Origin of the sequence: Sphingomonas sp. NIBR02145 (assembly GCF_027359115.1) — a bacterium.
Taxonomy (GTDB): domain Bacteria; phylum Pseudomonadota; class Alphaproteobacteria; order Sphingomonadales; family Sphingomonadaceae; genus Sphingomonas; species Sphingomonas kyeonggiensis_A.
On record NZ_CP114791.1, the window covers coordinates 1,080,694 to 1,098,433 of the forward strand.

A 17,740-nucleotide genomic window follows, 5' to 3' on the forward strand; every position below is an offset into this window, starting at 1 on the left:
TAACCGCTTATGGCTAAGGCCGGGTTAAGCGCGGCCGAGCCGGGCGAGGATGCCGCTCATCTCGAACACCGTGCCCGCGGCATCGAGCGACAGGCCGGTCGCGGCGCCGCCAAGCTCGCGGGCGGCGCCATAGGCGTCGAGCGCGGTGCGCAGCTCGTCGCCCGACAGCAGCCTGGCGCGCTCGGCAATGAAGCTGGGCGCGCGCTCGAGAAAGGCCTCGTAGCGCGGCTGCGCGGCCTTGGTGCCGAGCAGCTTGGCGAGACGGGCGCGAACCTGGTTGGAAGGGTCGCCGGTTTCGACCAGGGCCGCCATATCGCTTTCCAGCGCGGCGATATCGAGACCGGCAAAGCCCAGCGCGCGGCCCGGCGAGCCCTCGCCCGCCCTGACCAGCGCCGCGATCTCGCTGCCGGTCGCGTCGGGCAGCTGCTGGTGCAGCACCTCGGTCACATCGGCATCGGGCAGCGCCTCGAAGCGGAGCAGCCGGCAGCGCGAGCGGATCGTCGGCAGCAGCCGGCCGGGGGCGTGGCTGACCAGCAGGAAGATGGTACCGGCCGGCGGCTCCTCGAGATTCTTGAGCAGCGCATTGGCGCCGCCGCGCTCGAGATCGTCGATCGCATCGATCACGATGACCCGGCGCGAGGAGAAGCTCGGCTTGGTCGCGAACAGCGGCTGGAGCGAGCGGACCTGGGCGATCGTGATCGAGCGGGCCAGCGCCTCATCGGGCTTGTCCGGATCCTTGGGCAGGCGGACCAGCTCGCGATAGTCCGGATGCGCGCCCGCATCGACCAGGTGGACGGTCTGGCTTTCGGCGGGCACGTCCCAGCCGGGGGCGAGATGATCGCGCCCGGCCGCCTCGGCGAGCAAACGTAGCGCCGCCTGGCGGGCGAACATGCCCTTCCCCACCCCCTCGGGCCCGGCGATCAGCCAGGCATGGTGCAGGTTTCCGCCATGCATGGCGGCGGCGAGTGCCTCGCGGGCGGAGTCGTTGCCGATCAGGGGCATGGCTTCTCTTATTCCCCTCCCTGCAAGGGAGGGGCAAGGGGTGGGTTGGAAAAGGTCGGGCTCGATGCCCGGCCTTTTCTCTTCTCACAGGCCGGTAGCTGGGCGCCCCCGGAAGGCCGGGGGCGCAACCCACCCCCTACCCCTCCCTTTCAGGGAGGGGAGTTCAGTCTCAGGCTCCGAACAGCGACCAGAAGCCGCGCCAGGCGCGGCCGAAGAACCCGGCTTCGGCGACGTCCTTCTCGGCGACCAGCGGCACGGTCTGCGACGGCAGGCCGGGCGAGTCGATGATCAGGTCGGCGATATGGTCGCCTGCCTTGAAGCCGGCCGGGACCGGGCCGTTATAGACGATGCGGCCCTGCATCTCGGGCGCGGTGCCTGCCGGAACGGTGGCGCTCAGGTCGCGCGGGGCGACCACGCCGACGCTGCCCGAGGTGCCGCCCTGGACCTGGACCTCGCCGACCTTGCGGCCCTTCTTGACCAGTGCCTTGGCCTGCCAGGCGCGGAAGCCCCAGTTCATGAACTTCACCGATTCATCGGCGCGGCCATTGTAGGTGGTGAGCCCGGCGACGACCATGACGAGGCGGCGGCCATTCTGCTCGGCCGAGCCGGTGAAGCCATAGCCGGCCTCATCGGTGTGGCCGGTCTTGAGGCCGTCGGCGCCCTGGACGCGGCCGAGCAGCGGATCGCGGTTGGACTGGCTGATGTCGGCACCGGCGCCGAGCGTCTTGCCCCAGGTGAAGCTGGGGAGCGAGTAGAACTGCTTGTAGAGGTCCGGATGGTCCTGGATCGTCGCCTTGGCGAGGTGCGCGAGGTCGCGCGCGGTGACATAGGTGCGGCCCTCGTCCGGCCAGCCGTTCGACGTGCCGAAATGGCTGTTGGTGAGGCCGAGCTTCTTCGCCGCCTCGTTCATCCGCTGGACAAAGGCTTCCTCGCTGCCGGAGATGCCCTCGGCGAGGACGACGCAGGCGTCGTTGCCCGACAGCGTGACGATGCCCTTGAGCAGGTCGGACACGGTCGGCTTCTCGCCCACCGCGAGGAACATGGTCGAGCCCTGGCTGTGCCACTTCCTCCAGGTCTCGGGCTGCACCTCGATCTGCTTGTCGAGCTTGAGCTCGCCCTTCTTGATCAGGTCGAACGCGACATAGACCGTCATCATCTTGGCCATCGATGCCGGCGGCATGCGCCGGTCGGCATCCTTGGCATAGAGCACCGCGCCCGAGGACAGGTCCTCCATATAGGCGACGGGCGCCGGGGTGTCGAAAGGCGGCGGGCCGGCGGCGTTCGTCGACTGGGCGGCGGCAAGCGCCAGGAACGATGCGGCGAGCAGCAACTTCTTCATGTGATTCGTCCGGCCTTTCAGTTGGCTTGGACGCGTGCATCTCCATAGCCCGCGCCCGCGGCGCGCCGCCGTGCCGCTTCGGCCTCGCCCGCCGTGGCGAAGGGACCGAGCTGGACGCGATGGAGCCCGCCACCCGGCTTTACGAACCCACCAAGGCTTTGGGCAAGCGCTTGTGCGCGCTGGGCGTTAGAAAGTGCGGCGACCTGGACGATAAACCTGCCATTCGCGGCGGGCCGGGCCGGCGGCGGGGCGGTGCGTGCGGGGGCCGGGCGCGGCGCGGCGGTGCGCGGCGGGGTGTAGGCGGGCGGCGCGTAGCTCGGTGCCGACGCGTAGCTCGGGCGGTTCGGCAGGCGCTTGCGCAGCGCGGTGAGCAGCACCTGGGGCGCGTCGGCGCGGTCGCCGGCGGGGCGGCCGGCCTGGAGCGCGGCCTTGTCCATCGCGGGCGGGTTCACGCTGCGCAGGCGGACGCCGATCGTGTCGCCACTGGCGCCGAGCAGGCGGGCGGCGCCGGCGGAGAGGTCGATCGGGTGGTCGGCGCCGGGATCGGTGCCGGTGACGAGCACGAGGATCGTCTTGCCGGTGTCGAGCGAGGTGACCTCGACATAGGAGTTGGCGGGCAGCGCGCGGTGGACGGCGACCACGGCCTGGTCGGCCGAGCCGCTGACCGGGCGGATGCCCGCATAGCCGATCTCGTCATAGCGCGGCGTCTCGCCCGGGGCGGGCTGCGACGAGCCGCTTGGGCCCTGAGCGCCGGCGGTGGGGTCGGCATAGTCGGCGGGCGCCTGCTGCTGCTGGACCGGGGGCTGGTATTGCGGCTGGCGCTGCGCCGGCGCGGACCGGGCGCCGGGCACGGCATAGGACGCGCCGGGGGTGCTCGCCTGCGGGGCGGGCTCGCTCCATTGCGGCTGGGGCTCGGGCTCCGGCGCGGCCGGCCGGGCCGGCGCGGGGCGCGAGCGCAGCGTGCCGTCGGCCGCGCGCCAGGTCTCGCCCGACTGGGCGTCCTGCGCGCCGCCATAGGCTTGCGCGGCGACGGAACCCCGCTGCTGCAGGGCGTGGGCGTGGCTCGGGGCTACGGCGACAACCGTGAGCGTGAGCGCGAAGATGCTAGCGTTCGACCTCATCGGCGAGCAGGCCTACCGACAAAGCGTAAAAATTCGAGCAATTATAGTCGAGGATGACGCGATAATTGCCGGTGAGCAGATAGCCGGTCTTCCCCGGGCCGTCCGGCTCGAGCAAAGTCGCCTGGACATTGTCGGCCGGCCAGGCACGGGTCTGCGGCACCACGCCGAGCGCGCGCCACTCCGCCATCGTCTTCCAGCGGCTGTGCCGGTCGAACACGCGCGGGCAGCGCGGCGCGACGGTCCTGTTGGCGATCGCGGCGCGGTCGAGACTGGCCGGCACGCTCACCGCGAAGCCCCAGGGCTGACCCTTGCGCCAGCCGGCATTGACGAAATAATTGGCGATCGAGGTCAGCGTGTCCGCCTCGCTCGTCCAGATATCGGCCATGCCGTCGCCGTCCCCGTCGCGCGCCAGGCGGAGATAGACCGAGGGCAGGAACTGCGGGCCGCCGAACGCCCCCGCCCAGCTGCCGATCAGCTTCTCGCGCGGCACCCCGCGGTCGATCATCTTGAGCGTGGCGATGAACTCGCCGGCGAACAGGTCGCGCCGGCGCCCCTCATAGGCGAGGCTGGCAAGCGCTCGGGGCAGGTCGAAATTGCCCATCACCCGCCCGTAATTGGTCTCATGCCCCCAGATCGCGACCATGACCGATTCCGGAACCCCGGTCTCCGCCTCGATCCGCTGCAGGCGCGGGCGCTGGCGCTGATAGGCCGCCCGCCCCTGCCCGATCCGCGCGGCATCGACATGGCTGCGGCGATAGGGCTCGAAGTTCGAGATCGGCGCATTGGGCGCGGTCTCGGGCTGCTGCCGGTCGAGCTGCACCACCCGGGCGTTATAAGTGAGCGTCGGGATCACCAGGTCGATCGTCCGCCGGCTCACGCCCTGCGCCGCCGCCTGGCGCGACAGCTCGCCCAGATAGGTCTGGAAGCCACTTTCATCCTGCGCGATCGCGGGCGCACCGACGGGCGCCGCCGCGATCACGGCAACACCCAGCGCCAACAGGCTACGCATCACACCACTCGATCCCCGCATGCGCCTTTTGTGCCACAGCGAGACTCGATCCTGAACCCCCCAGCGGCGGTTTTCGTCAACAAATTGTGGCGGATCGTCGCCAATCCGGATAGCGCGAGTCGCAACGCGGAAAGGTGGCCGAGTGGTTTAAGGCAGCGGTCTTGAAAACCGCCGTGCGTGGAAGCGCACCGTGGGTTCGAATCCCACCCTTTCCGCCATATTCTTCAAAGGGGTATGGGCATGCGTGGATATTGGGTCGCAACTGTCGCCGCCATCGCGTTGCTTTCGCCCGCCGCCGCCCTGGCCGGGTCCTGCGAGGACAAGGCGGCCTTCGCGGCCCGGGTCCAGCCCGATATCGACAAGGCGTTCGCGCTGATGAAAGCGCAGGACAAGCCGGGCTTCACCGCCCTGCTTCCCGTGCTGCAGAAGCATTATGCCACCCTGCCCGCCGCGATGCCCGCGGCCGAACGCTGCGGCACCGAGGTGCGCGTCTATGACGAACACCAGTATCTCGCCTATGACGCCGCGAAGAAGGCAGGCAAGGCGATCGACGGCTTCCCGGCCGGCTCCAACTTCGTGCTGACCAACCTCCACTATGCCGAGCTCGCCTATGCGGTCGGCTGGATCCAGTATGAGATGCAGGATTTCGCAGGCGCCAAGGCAAGCTATGCCAAGGGGCTCGCCATCTCCCCCAACCAGCATGACCTGACCAAGGAATATGTCGCGACGCTGCTGAGCCTGTCCGCCTATGGCGAGATGCCGCCCTTCGTCGACCGGTTCCTGGCCAGCGACAAGGACCTGGCCGGCGCCGAGCGCGCCAACCTGATCGCCGCGAAGGGCATCGCCCTGGTCGCGCAGAACGACATGGCCGGCGCAACCAACGCCGCGAACCAGGCAAAGACGCTGGACGCAAATAACGAATATGCCGAGCTGGTGCGCAAGCTCGTCGCGCAACGCCAGACCAAGCCGAACTAAGACGAGCTTCGGTTACTGTGGTTCCGGCGCAACACCCGCCGAAGAACCGCGACCCGTACACACCCTGTATTGGAAGAAAGCCTTGCTTCTCAGAGTCATGCTCTGATTTGTCAGATAATATAAATTTTGCGTAGTCTGACCGCGCTTCTCCCGACCCGACTATATTAACCGATGGGCCCACCGGCCCGCTGAGGGGGAAAGGAGCGCAGCGGTACAAGAGCCTCGCAAGAGGCCAGGGAAGTTCTGGCGGCCACGGCAGCGTTTCTGCCGTTCGGCGCATCGATGCGGAAAGCTCCGGGAGGGGGGCGGCTCCGCGAACGCATCACCCGCAATCATCTCGCCACCGGCTGCGCGATCCCGTCGCGTCGGGCCGAGAGCCTGCGCGTGCCCGACGTTCGCAAGCCATCGCCGGTCGATGCCCTCGGGTGCAGCCCCAGGCCGGAACCATCCAGACCGCAGAAATTCCGCTTCGTCCGCATGGCTGGCCCGGTCCCGCGCAACGGGGGCCCGCCATCGCCGAGGCAGCACCGGCAGCGCCGGTTTCCAGGGAAGGAACGACCCCGCCGAGGGTCACAAAATTTTCAAAGGTGGATCGTCTAATCATGAAGAAGCATTTCCTGTTGATCACTGCCGCGCCGTTCGCACTCGTCGCCCCTGCCATGGCGTCGGAGACCGCGCCGGCCGCTCCGGCGACCAGCAACACCACACCGAAGCCCGAGGGCGAGGCCCAGAAGACCCCGGCCGCCAAGAAGACCGAGGAAGTCTTCTCGACCGGCGTCGCCAAGGGCCGCGACCGCCTGGACAGCGCCACCTCGACCAGCGCGCTGCGTGCCGCCGAGATCGACAAGATCGGCGCCCGCTCGATCTCCGAGATCCTGCGCGACATCCCGGGCATCCGCTCGGAAGCATCGACCGGTGAAGGCAGCGCCAACATCACCATCCGCGGCCTGCCGATCGCCTCGACCGGCGCCAAGTTCCTGCAGCTGCAGGAAGACGGCCTGCCCGTGCTCGAATTCGGCGACATCGCCTTCGCCACCGCCGACACCTTCCTGCGCGCCGACCTGAACCTGGCAGCGGTGGAAGCGATCCGCGGCGGCTCGGCCTCGACCTTCGCGTCGAACTCGCCGGGCGGCATCGTCAACTTCATCTCGAAGACCGGCGACACCGAAGGCGGCGCCGTGCAGCTCTCGGCCGGCCTCGACTATGGCATGCGCCGCATCGACTTCGACTATGGCGCGAAGATCACCCCGACGCTGCGCTTCCATGTCGGGGGCTTCTACCGCGACGGCGAAGGCCCGCGCGCGACCGGCTTCACCTCGACCCGCGGCGGCCAGATCAAGCTGAACGTCACCAAGGAGTTCGACGGCGGCTATATCCGCTTCTACGCCAAGTATCTGGATGACCGCACGCCCGCGTACGACATCACCCCGATCGCGGTGAGCGGCACCAACACCAACCCGACCTACAAGAACATCGCCGGCTATGACGTGCGTCATGACTCGCTGTTCTCGAAGTTCTACCAGACCCAGCTGACCCTGGACGGCAACAACCAGCCGGTGCGCGACGACGTGACCGCCGGCCAGCACCCGATCCAGAAGTCCGTGGGCCTCGAGGCGAAGTTCGAGATCGCCGGCTGGGACGTGACCGAGAAGTTCCGCTACTCGAACATGACCAACCACTACATGGGCATCTACTACACCCAGTTCGTGCCCGCCGCGGCGATGCCGGCGGCGTTCGGCGCCCCGGGTGGCACGCTGCGCTATGCCAGCGGCCCGAACACCGGCCAGGCAGTCGCCAACCCGACGACGCTCAACGGCAACGGCCTCGGCGCGCTGATGATGCTCGCGGATACCGACCTGAACGACCTGAGCAACGTCACCAACGACATCCGCGCCAGCAAGGTGTGGAAGCTTGGCGGCCATGACCTGACGACCACCGTCGGCCTCTACAGCTCGCACCAGAACATCGATTCCGACTGGAACTGGGCGACCGTGCTCAGCGGCATCTCGGACAATGGCGATGCCCAGCTGCTCGACGTCGCCACCGCCGGCGGCGTCAAGGTCACCCAGGACGGCACGCTGCGCTATGGCGCGCCGACCCCGGGCCAGTTCCGCCGCGGCTACAAGCTCGGCTACACCACCAACGCTCCGTTCGCCTCGGTCAACCTCAAGGTCGGCGGCGTCTCGATCGGCGGCTCGCTGCGCTATGACTTCGGCAAGGCCGAAGGCACCGTGTTCGGCGCCGATCTGGGCGGTGGCCGCGTCGGCGTCGCCCCGCGCGACGTCAATGGCGACGGCGTGATCTCGGTTCCGGAAATGGCCGTGGCGATCACCCCGGCCACCCCGGGCGTGGTCGACTATACCTATGGCTATCTGAGCTATTCGGCCGGCATCAACTGGCGCATCGCCGAACCGCTCGCGGTGTTCGCGCGCTACAGCCGTGGCGGCCGCGCCAATGGCGACCGCATCCAGTTCAGCCCGCTGGTCAACCCGAACACCGGCAAGATGGTCGACAAGGACAATGCGGTCGACGTCGTCCACCAGGCCGAGGCGGGCGTGAAGTACCGCAACGACAAGCTGACCCTCAACCTGACCGGCTTCTGGGCCAAGGCCGAGGACAGCAACCTCGACTCGACCACCGGCCTGCCGCTGCTGCGCGACTACAAGGCGATCGGCGCCGAGTTCGAGGGCAGCTACCGCATGGGCATCTTCAGCCTGACCGCGGGTGCGACCTATACCGACGCGGAGATCACGAACGACGTGTTCACCCCGGCGAACAGCGGCAACACGCCGCAGCACCAGGCGAAGCTGATCTACCAGGTGACCCCGCAGATCACGACCGAGAAGTTCAGCGTCGGCGCCGTCGTCATCGGCACCACCGGCAGCTGGGCCACGGCCGCGAACACGCTGAAGGTGCCGGGCTACACGACGACCAACGCGTTCGTGCAGTTCCGCCCGCTCGACCGCGTGACGCTGTCGGTCAACGCCGCGAACCTCTTCGACGTCATCGCGATCACCGCGATCGACGACGCAGTGATCCCGGCGGTGGGCGTGGCGCGTGCGCATGTGCTCAACGGCCGCACCATCTCGGCGGCGGTCCGCTTCGACTTCTGATCCGGCGCGGGTCCGGGCCATGCCGGGGGGCATGGTCCGGGCCCCGCTCCGTATCGGAGGCACCCCTGAGGTGGCGGCGCCCTGCGGCCGCAGGCGCCACCATCCCGATCAAGGCTAGGAAATATGTTCAAGGCCATGAAGATCCCCAGGAAGCTGGGCCTGTCGTTCCTGACGATCTGCGCGACGGCGGCGATCGTGATGCTGGTGTTCTACTCCAGCATCTCGTCGATTCGCGGCTCGACCGACGCCAACAATCTCAGCCAGTCGATCTACGCCAAGGCGCAGGCGCTGGAGACCGCGCTGCTGCGCCAGAACAGCCAGATGCGCGGCTTCCTCGTCACCGCCGACGAGACCTATCTCAAGTCGTACAACGAGGGGCGGGACGACTATGACAAGACCTCGGCCGAGCTGGAGACCCTGCTCAAGGATCCCAAGCTGAAGGACGCGCTGGTCAAGTCGCGCGAGGAAACGCTCAAGTGGCGCAAGGACTGGAGCGATCGCCTGATCGCCAAGGTCAAGGCCGGCCAGCGTGACGCTGCCGAGGCCGAGGTGCGCGCCGCCGGCAAGGCCGTGCTGACCAGCGCCGCCGTGCTGCCGCTGCGCGAGATCAAGGACGCGCAGACCGCCGCGATCGAGCAGAACGGCGCCCGCCAGGAATCGGCGATCAGCACTGCCCTGTTCGTGCTGGTGATCGGCGCGATCGCGCTGATCGGCATCGCCATCACCCTCGCCGTGGTGCTCACCCGGCTGATCGCCAGCCCGATCTCGGGCCTCACCCGCACCATGGCGGATCTCGCCGCCGGCCGGAACGACATCACCGTGCCCGACGCCGATCGTCGCGACGAGCTGGGCGACATGGCCCGCGCCGTGCTGGTGTTCCGCGACGCCGCGGTGGCCAAGCAGGCGGCCGATGCCGCCAATGCCAAGGCCGAAGCCACGCAGAAGATGGTCGTCGAGACCGTATCGGCGCAGCTCTCCGAACTGGCGGGCGGCAATTTGACCGCCGAGATCAGCCAGGCCTTCCCGGGCGAATATGAAGCGGTGAAGACCAACTTCAACGCGGCGGTGAGCGAGCTGCGCAGCCTGATCGCCTCGGTGATGGAATCGACCGCGGCGATCAACACCGGCTCGAACGAGATCGCCCAGGCCTCCGAGGATCTGGCGCGCCGCACCGAAGCCAATGCCGCCAGCCTCGAGGAGACGGCGGCCGCGGTGACGCAGATGAACGGCCGCCTGCGCGCGACCGCCGATGCCGCGAACCGCACGGTTGCCCGCGCCGACGAGACGATCGCCACGGTCACCGACGGCCGCGAGACCGCCGACGAGGCGATGCAGGCGATGACCCGCGTCGCGGACAGCGCCAAGGGCATCGACTCGGTCATCGAGGGCCTCGACAAGATCGCCTTCCAGACCCGGGTGCTCGCGATGAACGCGGCGGTGGAAGCCGGTCGCGCCGGCGAAGCGGGCCGCGGCTTCGCCGTGGTCGCCGACCTGGTCTCGGCGCTGGCGATGCGCGCGGAAGAAGAAGCGGGCCGTGCCCGCGACCAGCTCACCGCGACGCAGACCGACATCGTCTCGGCCGTCGATGCGGTGCAGAAGGTCGATGGCGCGCTGGCCAACATCTCGACCGGCGTGGGCGAGGTCCACTCGCTGCTCGGCGAGATGGCGAGCGACAACCAGGCCCAGGCGACCGCGATCAGCGAGGTCAGCACCGCGATCGGCGCGATGGACCAGTCGACCCAGCAGAATGCCGCGATGGTCGAGCAGACCTCGGCCGCCGCGCGTCACCTGGCCAGCGAAGTGACCACGCTCTCCGAGCAGGCGCGCCGCTTCAAGGTCGGCGAGACCGGCCGGGCGACGCCGCGCGCGGCTGCGCGGGGCGGGTTCGACATCTCGGCCAAGCCGCTGCCGGCGGCCGCGGTATCGGCGCTGACGCGTCCGGCCAACGGCGCCGCGCTCGACGACTGGCAGTCCTTCTGAGGCGCACCGGCCCGGCGGCGTCATGCCGCCGGGCCGGCCCCCGGGATACCCGCATGTCTCCGCCTTCGGGTGGCAAGGAAAACAGAATGCGCATGATGGTGCCCACGCCGGTGGGCGAGCTCCACCGCCAGTCCCGGGTCGCCCGCCGGCTCGGCTCGCCCTTCGTCGCGGCGGTGCTCGAGGCCGGGCATCGCCAGCTCTATCTCGCGCCGAGGACCGCCGAGCTGATCGCCGGCTGGCCGCGCGACCCTTCCGCCTCGGCCTTGGCGATGCGCTTCAACGCCGCGCTCCACGCGCTGGCCCGCCGCGGCGAGCCCGAGGCGCTGCGCGCGCTCTATCGCCGCGAGCATGACGATTATGACGGCGCGATCGGCGCCGCGCTTGCCGCCTCCGACGCGTTCATCGCGCGCTGGATGGAGGATACGCCGCAGACCAACGAAGTCGGCCGGGCCGCCGCGATCGGCGCCGCGCTGATGGTCGCGCGCCGCAGGTTCGGGCTGCCCTTCGAACTGCTCGAGCTGGGATCGAGCTGCGGACTCAATCTCAACCTTGCGCGCTATGGCTATGATCTGGGCGGCATTTCCGCCGGTCAGGTCGATTCACCGGTGCAGGTGGTGCCGCTATGGACGGGGCCGGAGCCCCTTCCCGCCCCGATCGAGGTCGCCTCGGCGCGCGGAGTCGATCTCAACCCGCTCGACCCGGGCGATGCGGAGACGCGCGAGCGGCTGCTTTCCTATGTCTGGGCCGACCAGCCCGGCCGCGCCCGCCGGCTGGAACGCGCGCTCGACCTGGCGCTGCGCCACCCGCCGCGGATCGACCGGCAGGACGCCGCGTCCTGGCTGGTCGAGCGGCTCGCCGAGCCGCAGCTGGCCGGGCGGTGCCGGGTCGTCTTCCACTCGATGGTGCTGCAATATTTCACCGGCGAGGACCGCGCGACGGTACTCAACGCGATCCACGGCGCCGGTGCCCGCGCCACGGCCGAACGGCCGCTTGCCTGGATCGGCTTCGAATGGACGCCGACGCGCAGCGAAGTGCAGCTGACGCTGACCTGCTGGCCGAGCGGCGAGACCCGCAGGCTCGCGACCTGCCATGCCTATGGCAACTGGATCGACTGGCTGGGCTAAGCGGCCGCCCGGGGGATCAGTCCCCCGGCATCGCCTTCCACAGGGCGGATGCGACACCGCCACCGCCGACGCTGACCGGCGAAGTGTTTTCCTTCCCGTCGATCTTGAGCACCAGCATGGTGCTCAGCGCCGAACGGCGGAATCGCGGTTTGCGATGATCGGAGAGCGTATCGTACACGGCCCAGCTGCCGCCACGGGCGCTGGTGGTGTTCTGGCTGTTCTCCACGACCGACAGATGCCAGTCCCGCGCCGCCTTGAGCTCGGCGACGGAGGTGGCGGACTGCAACCGCACCGGCGGCTGCGAGACAGTCGTGGTCGAGAGATCGGCACGTTCGAGACCACGATAGGCGATCGGCACGAAGCTGGCAGGCCGCGCCATCGCGGCCTTGCGGCCCGGCGCATTGCGCGCAGCCCCATCGGCGGCGAGCATCGCCTTCAGGTTCGGAACGATCGGCAGGTCCTTATCGCCTGCCAGTACCGTCGTGGGCGCGGCACATGCCGCCGCGCAAAGCAGCAGACCCTTGAGCATCACCAGTTTCCCCAGCAGGTGAAGTTCGTGGAGGATGTCTTAGTTTGCGCCCATGCGCAATCACCCCGTGCATCCTTTCGGCGCACAGGGCCATCATTATGCCGTAAGTATCTCGAACGCTTCGGGCGTGAGCGACGTCTGGAACTCGAGGCCGGCCTCGAAATCGTCCGACCAGACGACGCGAGCGGCGACATGCCCGATCCGGGGCAGCGCCAGCCAGATCATGGAGTTGGCCTTCACCACCGAATAGGTGTGGATGCGGGCGCCGTGGAGCGAAACGTCCACCACCTTGCAGAGCGCGCGGTCAAGGCCGCCCCGCCCGATCTTCGCATCGAGCGAGACCGGTGCGCGCATGGACCTGCGCCGGCCAAGTTCCTCGGCCGGTTCGAATTCCGCTGCGAATGCTCGTGCTGCGCTTGCCATGCCGGGCAAGCTAGACCCTGCTGGCTAACGGCGCGTTAACAACGTAACGCGCCGAAAGCCCACAAGATTACTTCTTGCCGAGGTTGAGGCCGCCGAAGCGCTTGTTGAAGCGCGCGACCTGGCCGCCCTGGTCGAGAAGACGCTGCGAACCGCCGGTCCAGGCCGGGTGCGCCAGCGGGTCGATGTCGAGCGTCATCAGATCGCCTTCCTTGCCCCAGGTGGAGCGAGTCTCGAAGACGGTGCCGTCGGTCATCTGGACCTTGATCATGTGGTAATCGGGATGCGTATCGTTCTTCACATCGAATTCCTTGGAAAGCCGCCGGTTTCCGACCGGCAGCGGAAGGCGCGCGCCTAGCAGAGACGTGGCCGCTAGGCAACGGCCCGCGCACATTATAGGCTGCGGGCATAAACAGAGGAGTGAAGCGTCATGGATGGTTTTCCCAGGATCAGTCGCCCCTGCCCCGTTGCCGATCGCCTGGATGAGGTGATGGACGGCGATTTCTGCCGGCAATGCAGCAAGCGCGTGGTCGATCTGGACGAGCTCGGCACGGCAGCGCGGCTGCGCACGCTGGCCGAAGCCCGAGAGGAGCTTTGCGTAAGCTACAAGCATCCGGCGGCGAAGGCCCTGATTGCAGCGACCGCTCTGGCGGCCGGCATCATGGCCATGCCCGCGGCCGCGCAGGATGCGCCGACAGCCCAGGCGGCCCCCGCGAATGCGGCGGCGATGGATGAGGAGATCGTTGTCGGTGGTGCACCGATCCTGACACCGGCGCAGCGGGCCCACTACAAACGCGAGGCTCGCAGGATCGAGCGGCAGGAGAAGGCTGCGGCGCGCCGTGCTGAACGCGAGAAGAAGCAAGCGGAGGGCCCGGCGGGCTAAGACATCTTCAATTCCCCGGCGAAGGCCGGGGCCCAGTTTCGGCGCACCATCGATAATTGCGGCGGAGCCTCTCGACCGACATGGCAATTGGGCCCCGGCCTTCGCCGGGGAGCTGAAGCACCCAAAAGCCCATCGATCCGGCCAGACAGCGAAACGCCGGCCAGGCAGGTTGCCCTGCCCGCCGGCGTTCCAAATCCATGGCCGTGAGGCTCAATCCGAAGGCGGATCCGCGATCATCGCGGTGAATTCGCACTCGGTGGCGACCTCGCCGTTCAGCAGCGCCTTGCCTGCGAACTTGCAGACGCGGCTACGCTTCTGGATAAACTCGACCTCGAGGCGGAGCAGCACGCCGGGTTCGACCGGCTTGCGGAACTTCACCCCGTCGATCGACATGAAATAGACGAGCTTGCCCGAACCGGCGAGGCCGAGGCTCTCGACCGCGAGCACACCCGCCGCCTGCGCCAGCGCCTCCACCTGGAGGACGCCGGGCATGATCGGCCTCCCGGGGAAATGCCCCTGGAAGAATTCCTCGTTCATCGAGACCGCCTTGATCGCGGCGATGCGCTGGTCCGGGACCAGTTCCTCGACGCGATCGACAAGCAGCATCGGGTAGCGATGCGGCAGCGCCGCCATCACCCGCTTGATATCAAGCGGGCCGATGTCGGCGCGTGCCGTTACTTCCTCGCTCACCGCGGCTCAGCAGGCTTCTTGCCGCCAGCCGGAGCGGCGGGCGCCGGAGCTGCCGGGGCCGGAGCGGCACCCTGGGCAGCGCGCTGCTGCTGGGCAGCCGCCTGATAGGCGCGGATCTGCTCGAGCTGGGCCAGCTGCTGCTGCATCGCCAGCGTCTCGCGGGCAGGCTGCCACTCGGCCGGCGGCTGGATGCTGACGGTCGGGGTGGTCTTGTCGAGCTCGGCGGTGATCGCGTCGCTGATGTCGGCCGAATCCGGCGCGTACATGAACACTTCCGGCGACAGGATCACGCCGATCTTGCGAGCGGTGACGACACGCAGCTGGGCGGCGTCATACTGGCGCAGGATCGATTCGATCGCGAACAGCTCGGCGCGGGCGGCCGGGTTGCTCAGCTTCTGGACGTCCGCATTGGCGGTGTTCTGCAGCGCGGCGATCTTGTCGAGGACCGGGTTCTTGGCAGCCTGGGCAGCCTTGAGCTCGGCGTCGTCGACCTTCTTGTCCTTGTTGGTGTCGAGCTGGGCGAGAAGCGGCTCGGCTTCCTTCTGCGCGGCCTGGCGGCGTGCGTTGATCTGCTCGAAGGCCGACTTGTAGGTCGTCTGGATCTGCTGCTGGGCAGCGGTGAACGCCTTGGACGAATCGACGACGCGAACCGGGCTCGCGGTGGCAATGCTGCCGCTCACCTGCGCGTGTGCCGGAGCAGCAACTGCGAGCGCGGCAGGCGCCGCGAGCAGCGCGGCGAGAATGCGCTTCTTGGTAATCATCAGAATTGAGTCCCTACGTTGAAGGTTACAAGCTTGGTGTCGTCGCCCTTGGCGTGGAGCAACGTCTTGGCCACGTCGATACGCAGCGGGCCGAAGGGCGAATTCCAGTTCACACCGAAGCCGACCGACAGGCGCGGCGACGGGCTGTCGCCCACATAGCGCTCGTAGAAGGGCGTGATCGGCGAATTGGCGATAGCGTTGATCGAGGTACCCGAGCAGGCGGTGGTCGCGCTCGCCGAGTAACCGACCTTACAGGTGGTGTAATAGCCCGAATAGGTCGGGTCGGACGCGCTCACGATGTAGAGCTGGTTGCCCGCCGAATCCTTGATGAAATTGTCCTTCGGGAGCAGCGACGGCGAACCGTCGGCGTTGAACAGCAGCTTGCCGCCGCTGTCGCGCGCCTGCTCGAACTCGATCGTCTTGCCCGGGCGGGTGATGTTGAACAGGCTGCCCGCCATCACGAAGATCGACGGACGCAGGCCCATTTCGGCAGCGCCGGCGCCCAGCGGGATCTCGAGCTCGGCCTTGGTAAGGTAATAGGCCTTGCCGCCGATCGCGTCGTCGACGATCTGGTCGCGATCGGTGACCAGCAGCTGGTCGCCGGTTGCCACCGAGCCGGTGTAGCTGATGCGCTGCACGCGCGGACCGACGCCGCGGATGTCGAAGCCGCGGAACTGCGGCTCACCCAGATAGAAGCGATCGGTGATGCGCACCGGATCGATGCCCGCACCGCGGCTCTTCTCGAGGCTGTGGATATAGCCTCCCTCGACCGAGACCGAGGCGATGAAGCCGCTGCCGACATTCCAGTATTTGTCGCCATCGAAGCGCGCGCGCAGATAGCGCACGTCGCCGCCGACACCGGCGAAGTCGCCGCTCAGCGACAGGCGCTGACCGCGCGACGGACGCAGGCGGCTGTTCAGGCTGTCATAGGTCAGCGTCACGCCGACCAGCGAGGTGATGCGGTTGCCCACGGCCTCGCAATAGTAGCGTCCGGCCTTGAGCGGATCGCACTGGCCGTCGGTGTAGAAGCTCGACTTGTCGAGCGTCACGTCGTCCTGCGCGAGATAGTAGCGGCCCGACAGCGTCCAGTACTCGGTCAGCGGCACGCCGGCGACGACCTGGAAGCCGGTCGAGACCTGGCTGTAGGTGGTCGAGCGATCCGATCCGATATAGTTGAACGCGTTATAGTCGCGGCGGAAGATCGTGCCGCCGAGCGCGATGTTCTTGTCGAACAGATAGGGCTCGGTGAAGCCCAGCTCGACCGACTTGGAGTAGCTCGAATAATCGACCGAGGCCGACACGGTCTGGCCCATGCCGCGGAAGTTGCGCTGGCGGATCGAGGCCTGGAGGATGAACTGCTCGAGGCTTGAGAAGCCCGCCGACAGGGTCAGTTCGCCGTTGGCACGCTCTTCGACGTTCGCCTTGAGCACGATACGGTCCGGCGCCGAACCCTCGACACGCTCGATCTCGAACTTGTCCTGGAAATAGCCCAGCGAGTTGATGCGGTCCTGCGAGCGCTTGACCAGGAAGGTGTTGAAGGCGTCGCCCTCGGCCACGCGGAACTCGCGACGGATCACCTTGTCCTGGGTCTGGCGGTTGCCGGTGATGTCGATGCGCTCGATATAGGTGCGGTTCGCTTCGGCGATGTGGAAGTTCATCCCCATCGTCAGCGCTTCCTTGTCGCGCTGGAAGTCCGGACGGACATCGGCAAAGGCGTAGCCGGCGATACCGGCGGTCTCGCTCAGCTGCTCGACCGTGTCTTCCACGGCCTTCGCATTGTACCAGTCGCCTTCCTTGATGCTCAGCGCGCTGGCGAGCTTCTTGTCGTCGAAGTCGCGGATCGCGCTGTCGACGGTGACCGGACCGAACTTATAGCGGGGACCTTCCTCCACCACATAGGTGATGATGAAGTCCTTCTTGTCCGGCGTCAGCTCGGCCACGGCCGAGATCACGCGGAAATCGGCATAGCCGTTGGTCAGGTAGAACTGGCGCAGCTTCTGCTGGTCATAGGCCAGGCGGTCCTGGTCGTACGACGTGTTCGAGCTCATCAGGTGGGCGAGGCTCGCCACCTTGGTCGCCATCTCGCCGCGCAGCTTGCCGTCGGAGAACACCTCGTTGCCGATGATGTTGATCTGGCGGACCTTCGACTTCGGGCCCTCATGGACCTCGAAGATCACATCGACGCGGTTCTGGTCGAGGCTGACCATCTTCGGCTCGACCACGGCGGCGAAGCGGCCCTGGCGGCGATAGAGCTCGATGATGCGCGCGACGTCGGCGCGCACCGCGGTGCGGGTGAAGATCTGGCGCGGCGCCAGCTTCACTTCCTTCTTGATCTTGTCTTCCTTGAGCCGCTTGTTGCCCTCGTAGATCACGCGGTTGATCACGGGGTTCTCGCGGATGCGGATCACCAGCTCGCCAGTCTCGGCGCCTTCGATCGACACGTCGGCGAGCAGCTCGGACGCGAGCAGGTCCTTGATCGCCTGGTCGAGCGTCTCGTTGGTATAGGCGTCGCCCACGCGCAGGCGGGTGTAGCTCATCACCGTTTCCGGCTCGATGCGCTGCGAACCCTGGACGCGGATCGACTTGATCGTGCGCGTCACCGGGGCCGGCAGGCCGGGGACAGGCGTGGCCTGGGCCGCCGCGGGAGCGGGCGCAGGGGTCGCCTGGGGCGCGGTCTGCGCGAACGCAGCTCCCGAGAGCACCGTGCCCGCGAGGAGGGTCGCCGTGGCGCGCGCGCCGATTTTCGTTGCCTTGATCGCAGTCACCATCCCACCCCAGTCGGAATCAAAATACC

The 17,740-nt window shown here is 67.9% G+C and carries 15 protein-coding genes and 1 tRNA gene; 6 read left to right on the forward strand and 10 right to left on the reverse strand.

Annotated elements, in window-relative coordinates:
- Positions 1-24: 24 nt before the first annotated feature.
- From O3305_RS05090 to O3305_RS05105, 4 genes are all read right to left on the reverse strand, one after another.
- On the reverse strand, positions 25-1,002 hold the full coding sequence (locus O3305_RS05090; RefSeq protein ID WP_269575419.1) for a DNA polymerase III delta subunit-related protein: 978 nt from the start codon (positions 1,000-1,002) through the stop codon (positions 25-27).
- A gap of 169 nt (positions 1,003-1,171) precedes the next feature.
- Complete coding sequence (locus O3305_RS05095) at positions 1,172-2,341, reverse strand: D-alanyl-D-alanine carboxypeptidase family protein (protein ID WP_269575420.1); 1,170 nt, start codon at positions 2,339-2,341, stop codon at positions 1,172-1,174.
- Between the two features lie 17 nt (positions 2,342-2,358).
- Positions 2,359-3,462 carry an SPOR domain-containing protein gene (locus O3305_RS05100; RefSeq protein ID WP_269575421.1) on the reverse strand — a complete coding sequence of 368 codons (1,104 nt, stop codon included), beginning with the start codon at positions 3,460-3,462 and terminating at the stop codon, positions 2,359-2,361.
- The gene (locus O3305_RS05105) at positions 3,446-4,471 is read right to left on the reverse strand and encodes a lytic murein transglycosylase (protein WP_269575422.1); all 1,026 of its coding nucleotides are present in this window, start codon (positions 4,469-4,471) and stop codon (positions 3,446-3,448) included. Before O3305_RS05105 ends, O3305_RS05100 begins: the two co-directional genes overlap by 17 nt.
- A gap of 128 nt (positions 4,472-4,599) precedes the next feature.
- Here O3305_RS05105 and O3305_RS05110 point away from each other — a divergent pair.
- The 5 genes from O3305_RS05110 (at position 4,600) to O3305_RS05130 (ending at position 11,663) form a co-directional block, all read left to right on the forward strand.
- Positions 4,600-4,689, forward strand: a tRNA-Ser gene (locus tag O3305_RS05110).
- Between the two features lie 22 nt (positions 4,690-4,711).
- A complete protein-coding gene (locus tag O3305_RS05115; protein WP_269575423.1) occupies positions 4,712-5,446 on the forward strand; it encodes a hypothetical protein in 735 nt (244 codons plus the stop codon).
- Between the two features lie 602 nt (positions 5,447-6,048).
- On the forward strand, positions 6,049-8,559 hold the full coding sequence (locus tag O3305_RS05120; protein WP_269575424.1) for a TonB-dependent siderophore receptor: 2,511 nt from the start codon (positions 6,049-6,051) through the stop codon (positions 8,557-8,559).
- Positions 8,560-8,694: 135 nt separating this feature from the next.
- Complete coding sequence (locus O3305_RS05125) at positions 8,695-10,539, forward strand: methyl-accepting chemotaxis protein (protein ID WP_353739221.1); 1,845 nt, start codon at positions 8,695-8,697, stop codon at positions 10,537-10,539.
- Positions 10,540-10,625: 86 nt separating this feature from the next.
- Positions 10,626-11,663 carry a DUF2332 domain-containing protein gene (locus O3305_RS05130; RefSeq protein ID WP_269575426.1) on the forward strand — a complete coding sequence of 346 codons (1,038 nt, stop codon included), beginning with the start codon at positions 10,626-10,628 and terminating at the stop codon, positions 11,661-11,663.
- A gap of 16 nt (positions 11,664-11,679) precedes the next feature.
- Here the strand turns inward: O3305_RS05130 and O3305_RS05135 are convergent, their stop codons facing one another.
- The 3 genes from O3305_RS05135 to rpmE form a co-directional block, all read right to left on the reverse strand.
- Positions 11,680-12,192, reverse strand: a complete 513-nt coding sequence (locus O3305_RS05135) for a hypothetical protein (protein ID WP_269575427.1) — start codon at positions 12,190-12,192, stop codon at positions 11,680-11,682.
- A 96-nt stretch (positions 12,193-12,288) separates the two neighbouring features.
- Positions 12,289-12,546: a PilZ domain-containing protein gene (locus O3305_RS05140; RefSeq protein ID WP_260396038.1), complete on the reverse strand. Its 258-nt coding sequence runs from the start codon at positions 12,544-12,546 to the stop codon at positions 12,289-12,291.
- Between the two features lie 136 nt (positions 12,547-12,682).
- Positions 12,683-12,913, reverse strand: coding sequence for a 50S ribosomal protein L31 (gene rpmE, locus O3305_RS05145; RefSeq protein ID WP_269575428.1), 231 nt, complete (start codon positions 12,911-12,913; stop codon positions 12,683-12,685).
- Between the two features lie 129 nt (positions 12,914-13,042).
- Between rpmE and O3305_RS05150 the strand changes: the two genes are divergently transcribed.
- Entirely contained in the window at positions 13,043-13,495 is a 453-nt protein-coding gene (locus tag O3305_RS05150) for a hypothetical protein (protein ID WP_269575429.1), read from the forward strand.
- 210 nt (positions 13,496-13,705) lie between these two features.
- Here the strand turns inward: O3305_RS05150 and fabZ are convergent, their stop codons facing one another.
- From fabZ to bamA, 3 genes are read right to left on the reverse strand one after another with little or no spacing between them, the layout of a single operon-like run.
- The gene (fabZ, locus tag O3305_RS05155; RefSeq protein ID WP_221416320.1) at positions 13,706-14,128 is read right to left on the reverse strand and encodes a 3-hydroxyacyl-ACP dehydratase FabZ; all 423 of its coding nucleotides are present in this window, start codon (positions 14,126-14,128) and stop codon (positions 13,706-13,708) included.
- Between the two features lie 53 nt (positions 14,129-14,181).
- A complete protein-coding gene (locus O3305_RS05160; RefSeq protein WP_269575430.1) occupies positions 14,182-14,946 on the reverse strand; it encodes an OmpH family outer membrane protein in 765 nt (254 codons plus the stop codon).
- Positions 14,946-17,714, reverse strand: a complete 2,769-nt coding sequence (bamA, locus tag O3305_RS05165; RefSeq protein ID WP_269575431.1) for an outer membrane protein assembly factor BamA — start codon at positions 17,712-17,714, stop codon at positions 14,946-14,948. The genes O3305_RS05160 and bamA overlap by 1 nt, the downstream gene beginning before the upstream one ends.
- Positions 17,715-17,740: the final 26 nt, after the last annotated feature.

Coding starts and splice junctions, on each gene's coding strand:
- O3305_RS05130 (WP_269575426.1), top strand. CDS start 10,626: ATGCGCATGATGGTGCCCACGCCGGTGGGCGAGCTCCACCGCCAGTCC.
- O3305_RS05160 (WP_269575430.1), bottom strand. CDS start 14,946: ATGATTACCAAGAAGCGCATTCTCGCCGCGCTGCTCGCGGCGCCTGCC.
- O3305_RS05120 (WP_269575424.1), top strand. CDS start 6,049: ATGAAGAAGCATTTCCTGTTGATCACTGCCGCGCCGTTCGCACTCGTC.
- fabZ (WP_221416320.1), bottom strand. CDS start 14,128: ATGGCGGCGCTGCCGCATCGCTACCCGATGCTGCTTGTCGATCGCGTC.
- O3305_RS05090 (WP_269575419.1), bottom strand. CDS start 1,002: ATGCCCCTGATCGGCAACGACTCCGCCCGCGAGGCACTCGCCGCCGCC.
- O3305_RS05100 (WP_269575421.1), bottom strand. CDS start 3,462: ATGAGGTCGAACGCTAGCATCTTCGCGCTCACGCTCACGGTTGTCGCC.
- O3305_RS05150 (WP_269575429.1), top strand. CDS start 13,043: ATGGATGGTTTTCCCAGGATCAGTCGCCCCTGCCCCGTTGCCGATCGC.
- O3305_RS05095 (WP_269575420.1), bottom strand. CDS start 2,341: ATGAAGAAGTTGCTGCTCGCCGCATCGTTCCTGGCGCTTGCCGCCGCC.
- bamA (WP_269575431.1), bottom strand. CDS start 17,714: ATGGTGACTGCGATCAAGGCAACGAAAATCGGCGCGCGCGCCACGGCG.
- O3305_RS05105 (WP_269575422.1), bottom strand. CDS start 4,471: ATGCGTAGCCTGTTGGCGCTGGGTGTTGCCGTGATCGCGGCGGCGCCC.
- O3305_RS05125 (WP_353739221.1), top strand. CDS start 8,695: ATGAAGATCCCCAGGAAGCTGGGCCTGTCGTTCCTGACGATCTGCGCG.
- O3305_RS05115 (WP_269575423.1), top strand. CDS start 4,712: ATGCGTGGATATTGGGTCGCAACTGTCGCCGCCATCGCGTTGCTTTCG.
- O3305_RS05140 (WP_260396038.1), bottom strand. CDS start 12,546: ATGCGCGCACCGGTCTCGCTCGATGCGAAGATCGGGCGGGGCGGCCTT.
- O3305_RS05135 (WP_269575427.1), bottom strand. CDS start 12,192: ATGCTCAAGGGTCTGCTGCTTTGCGCGGCGGCATGTGCCGCGCCCACG.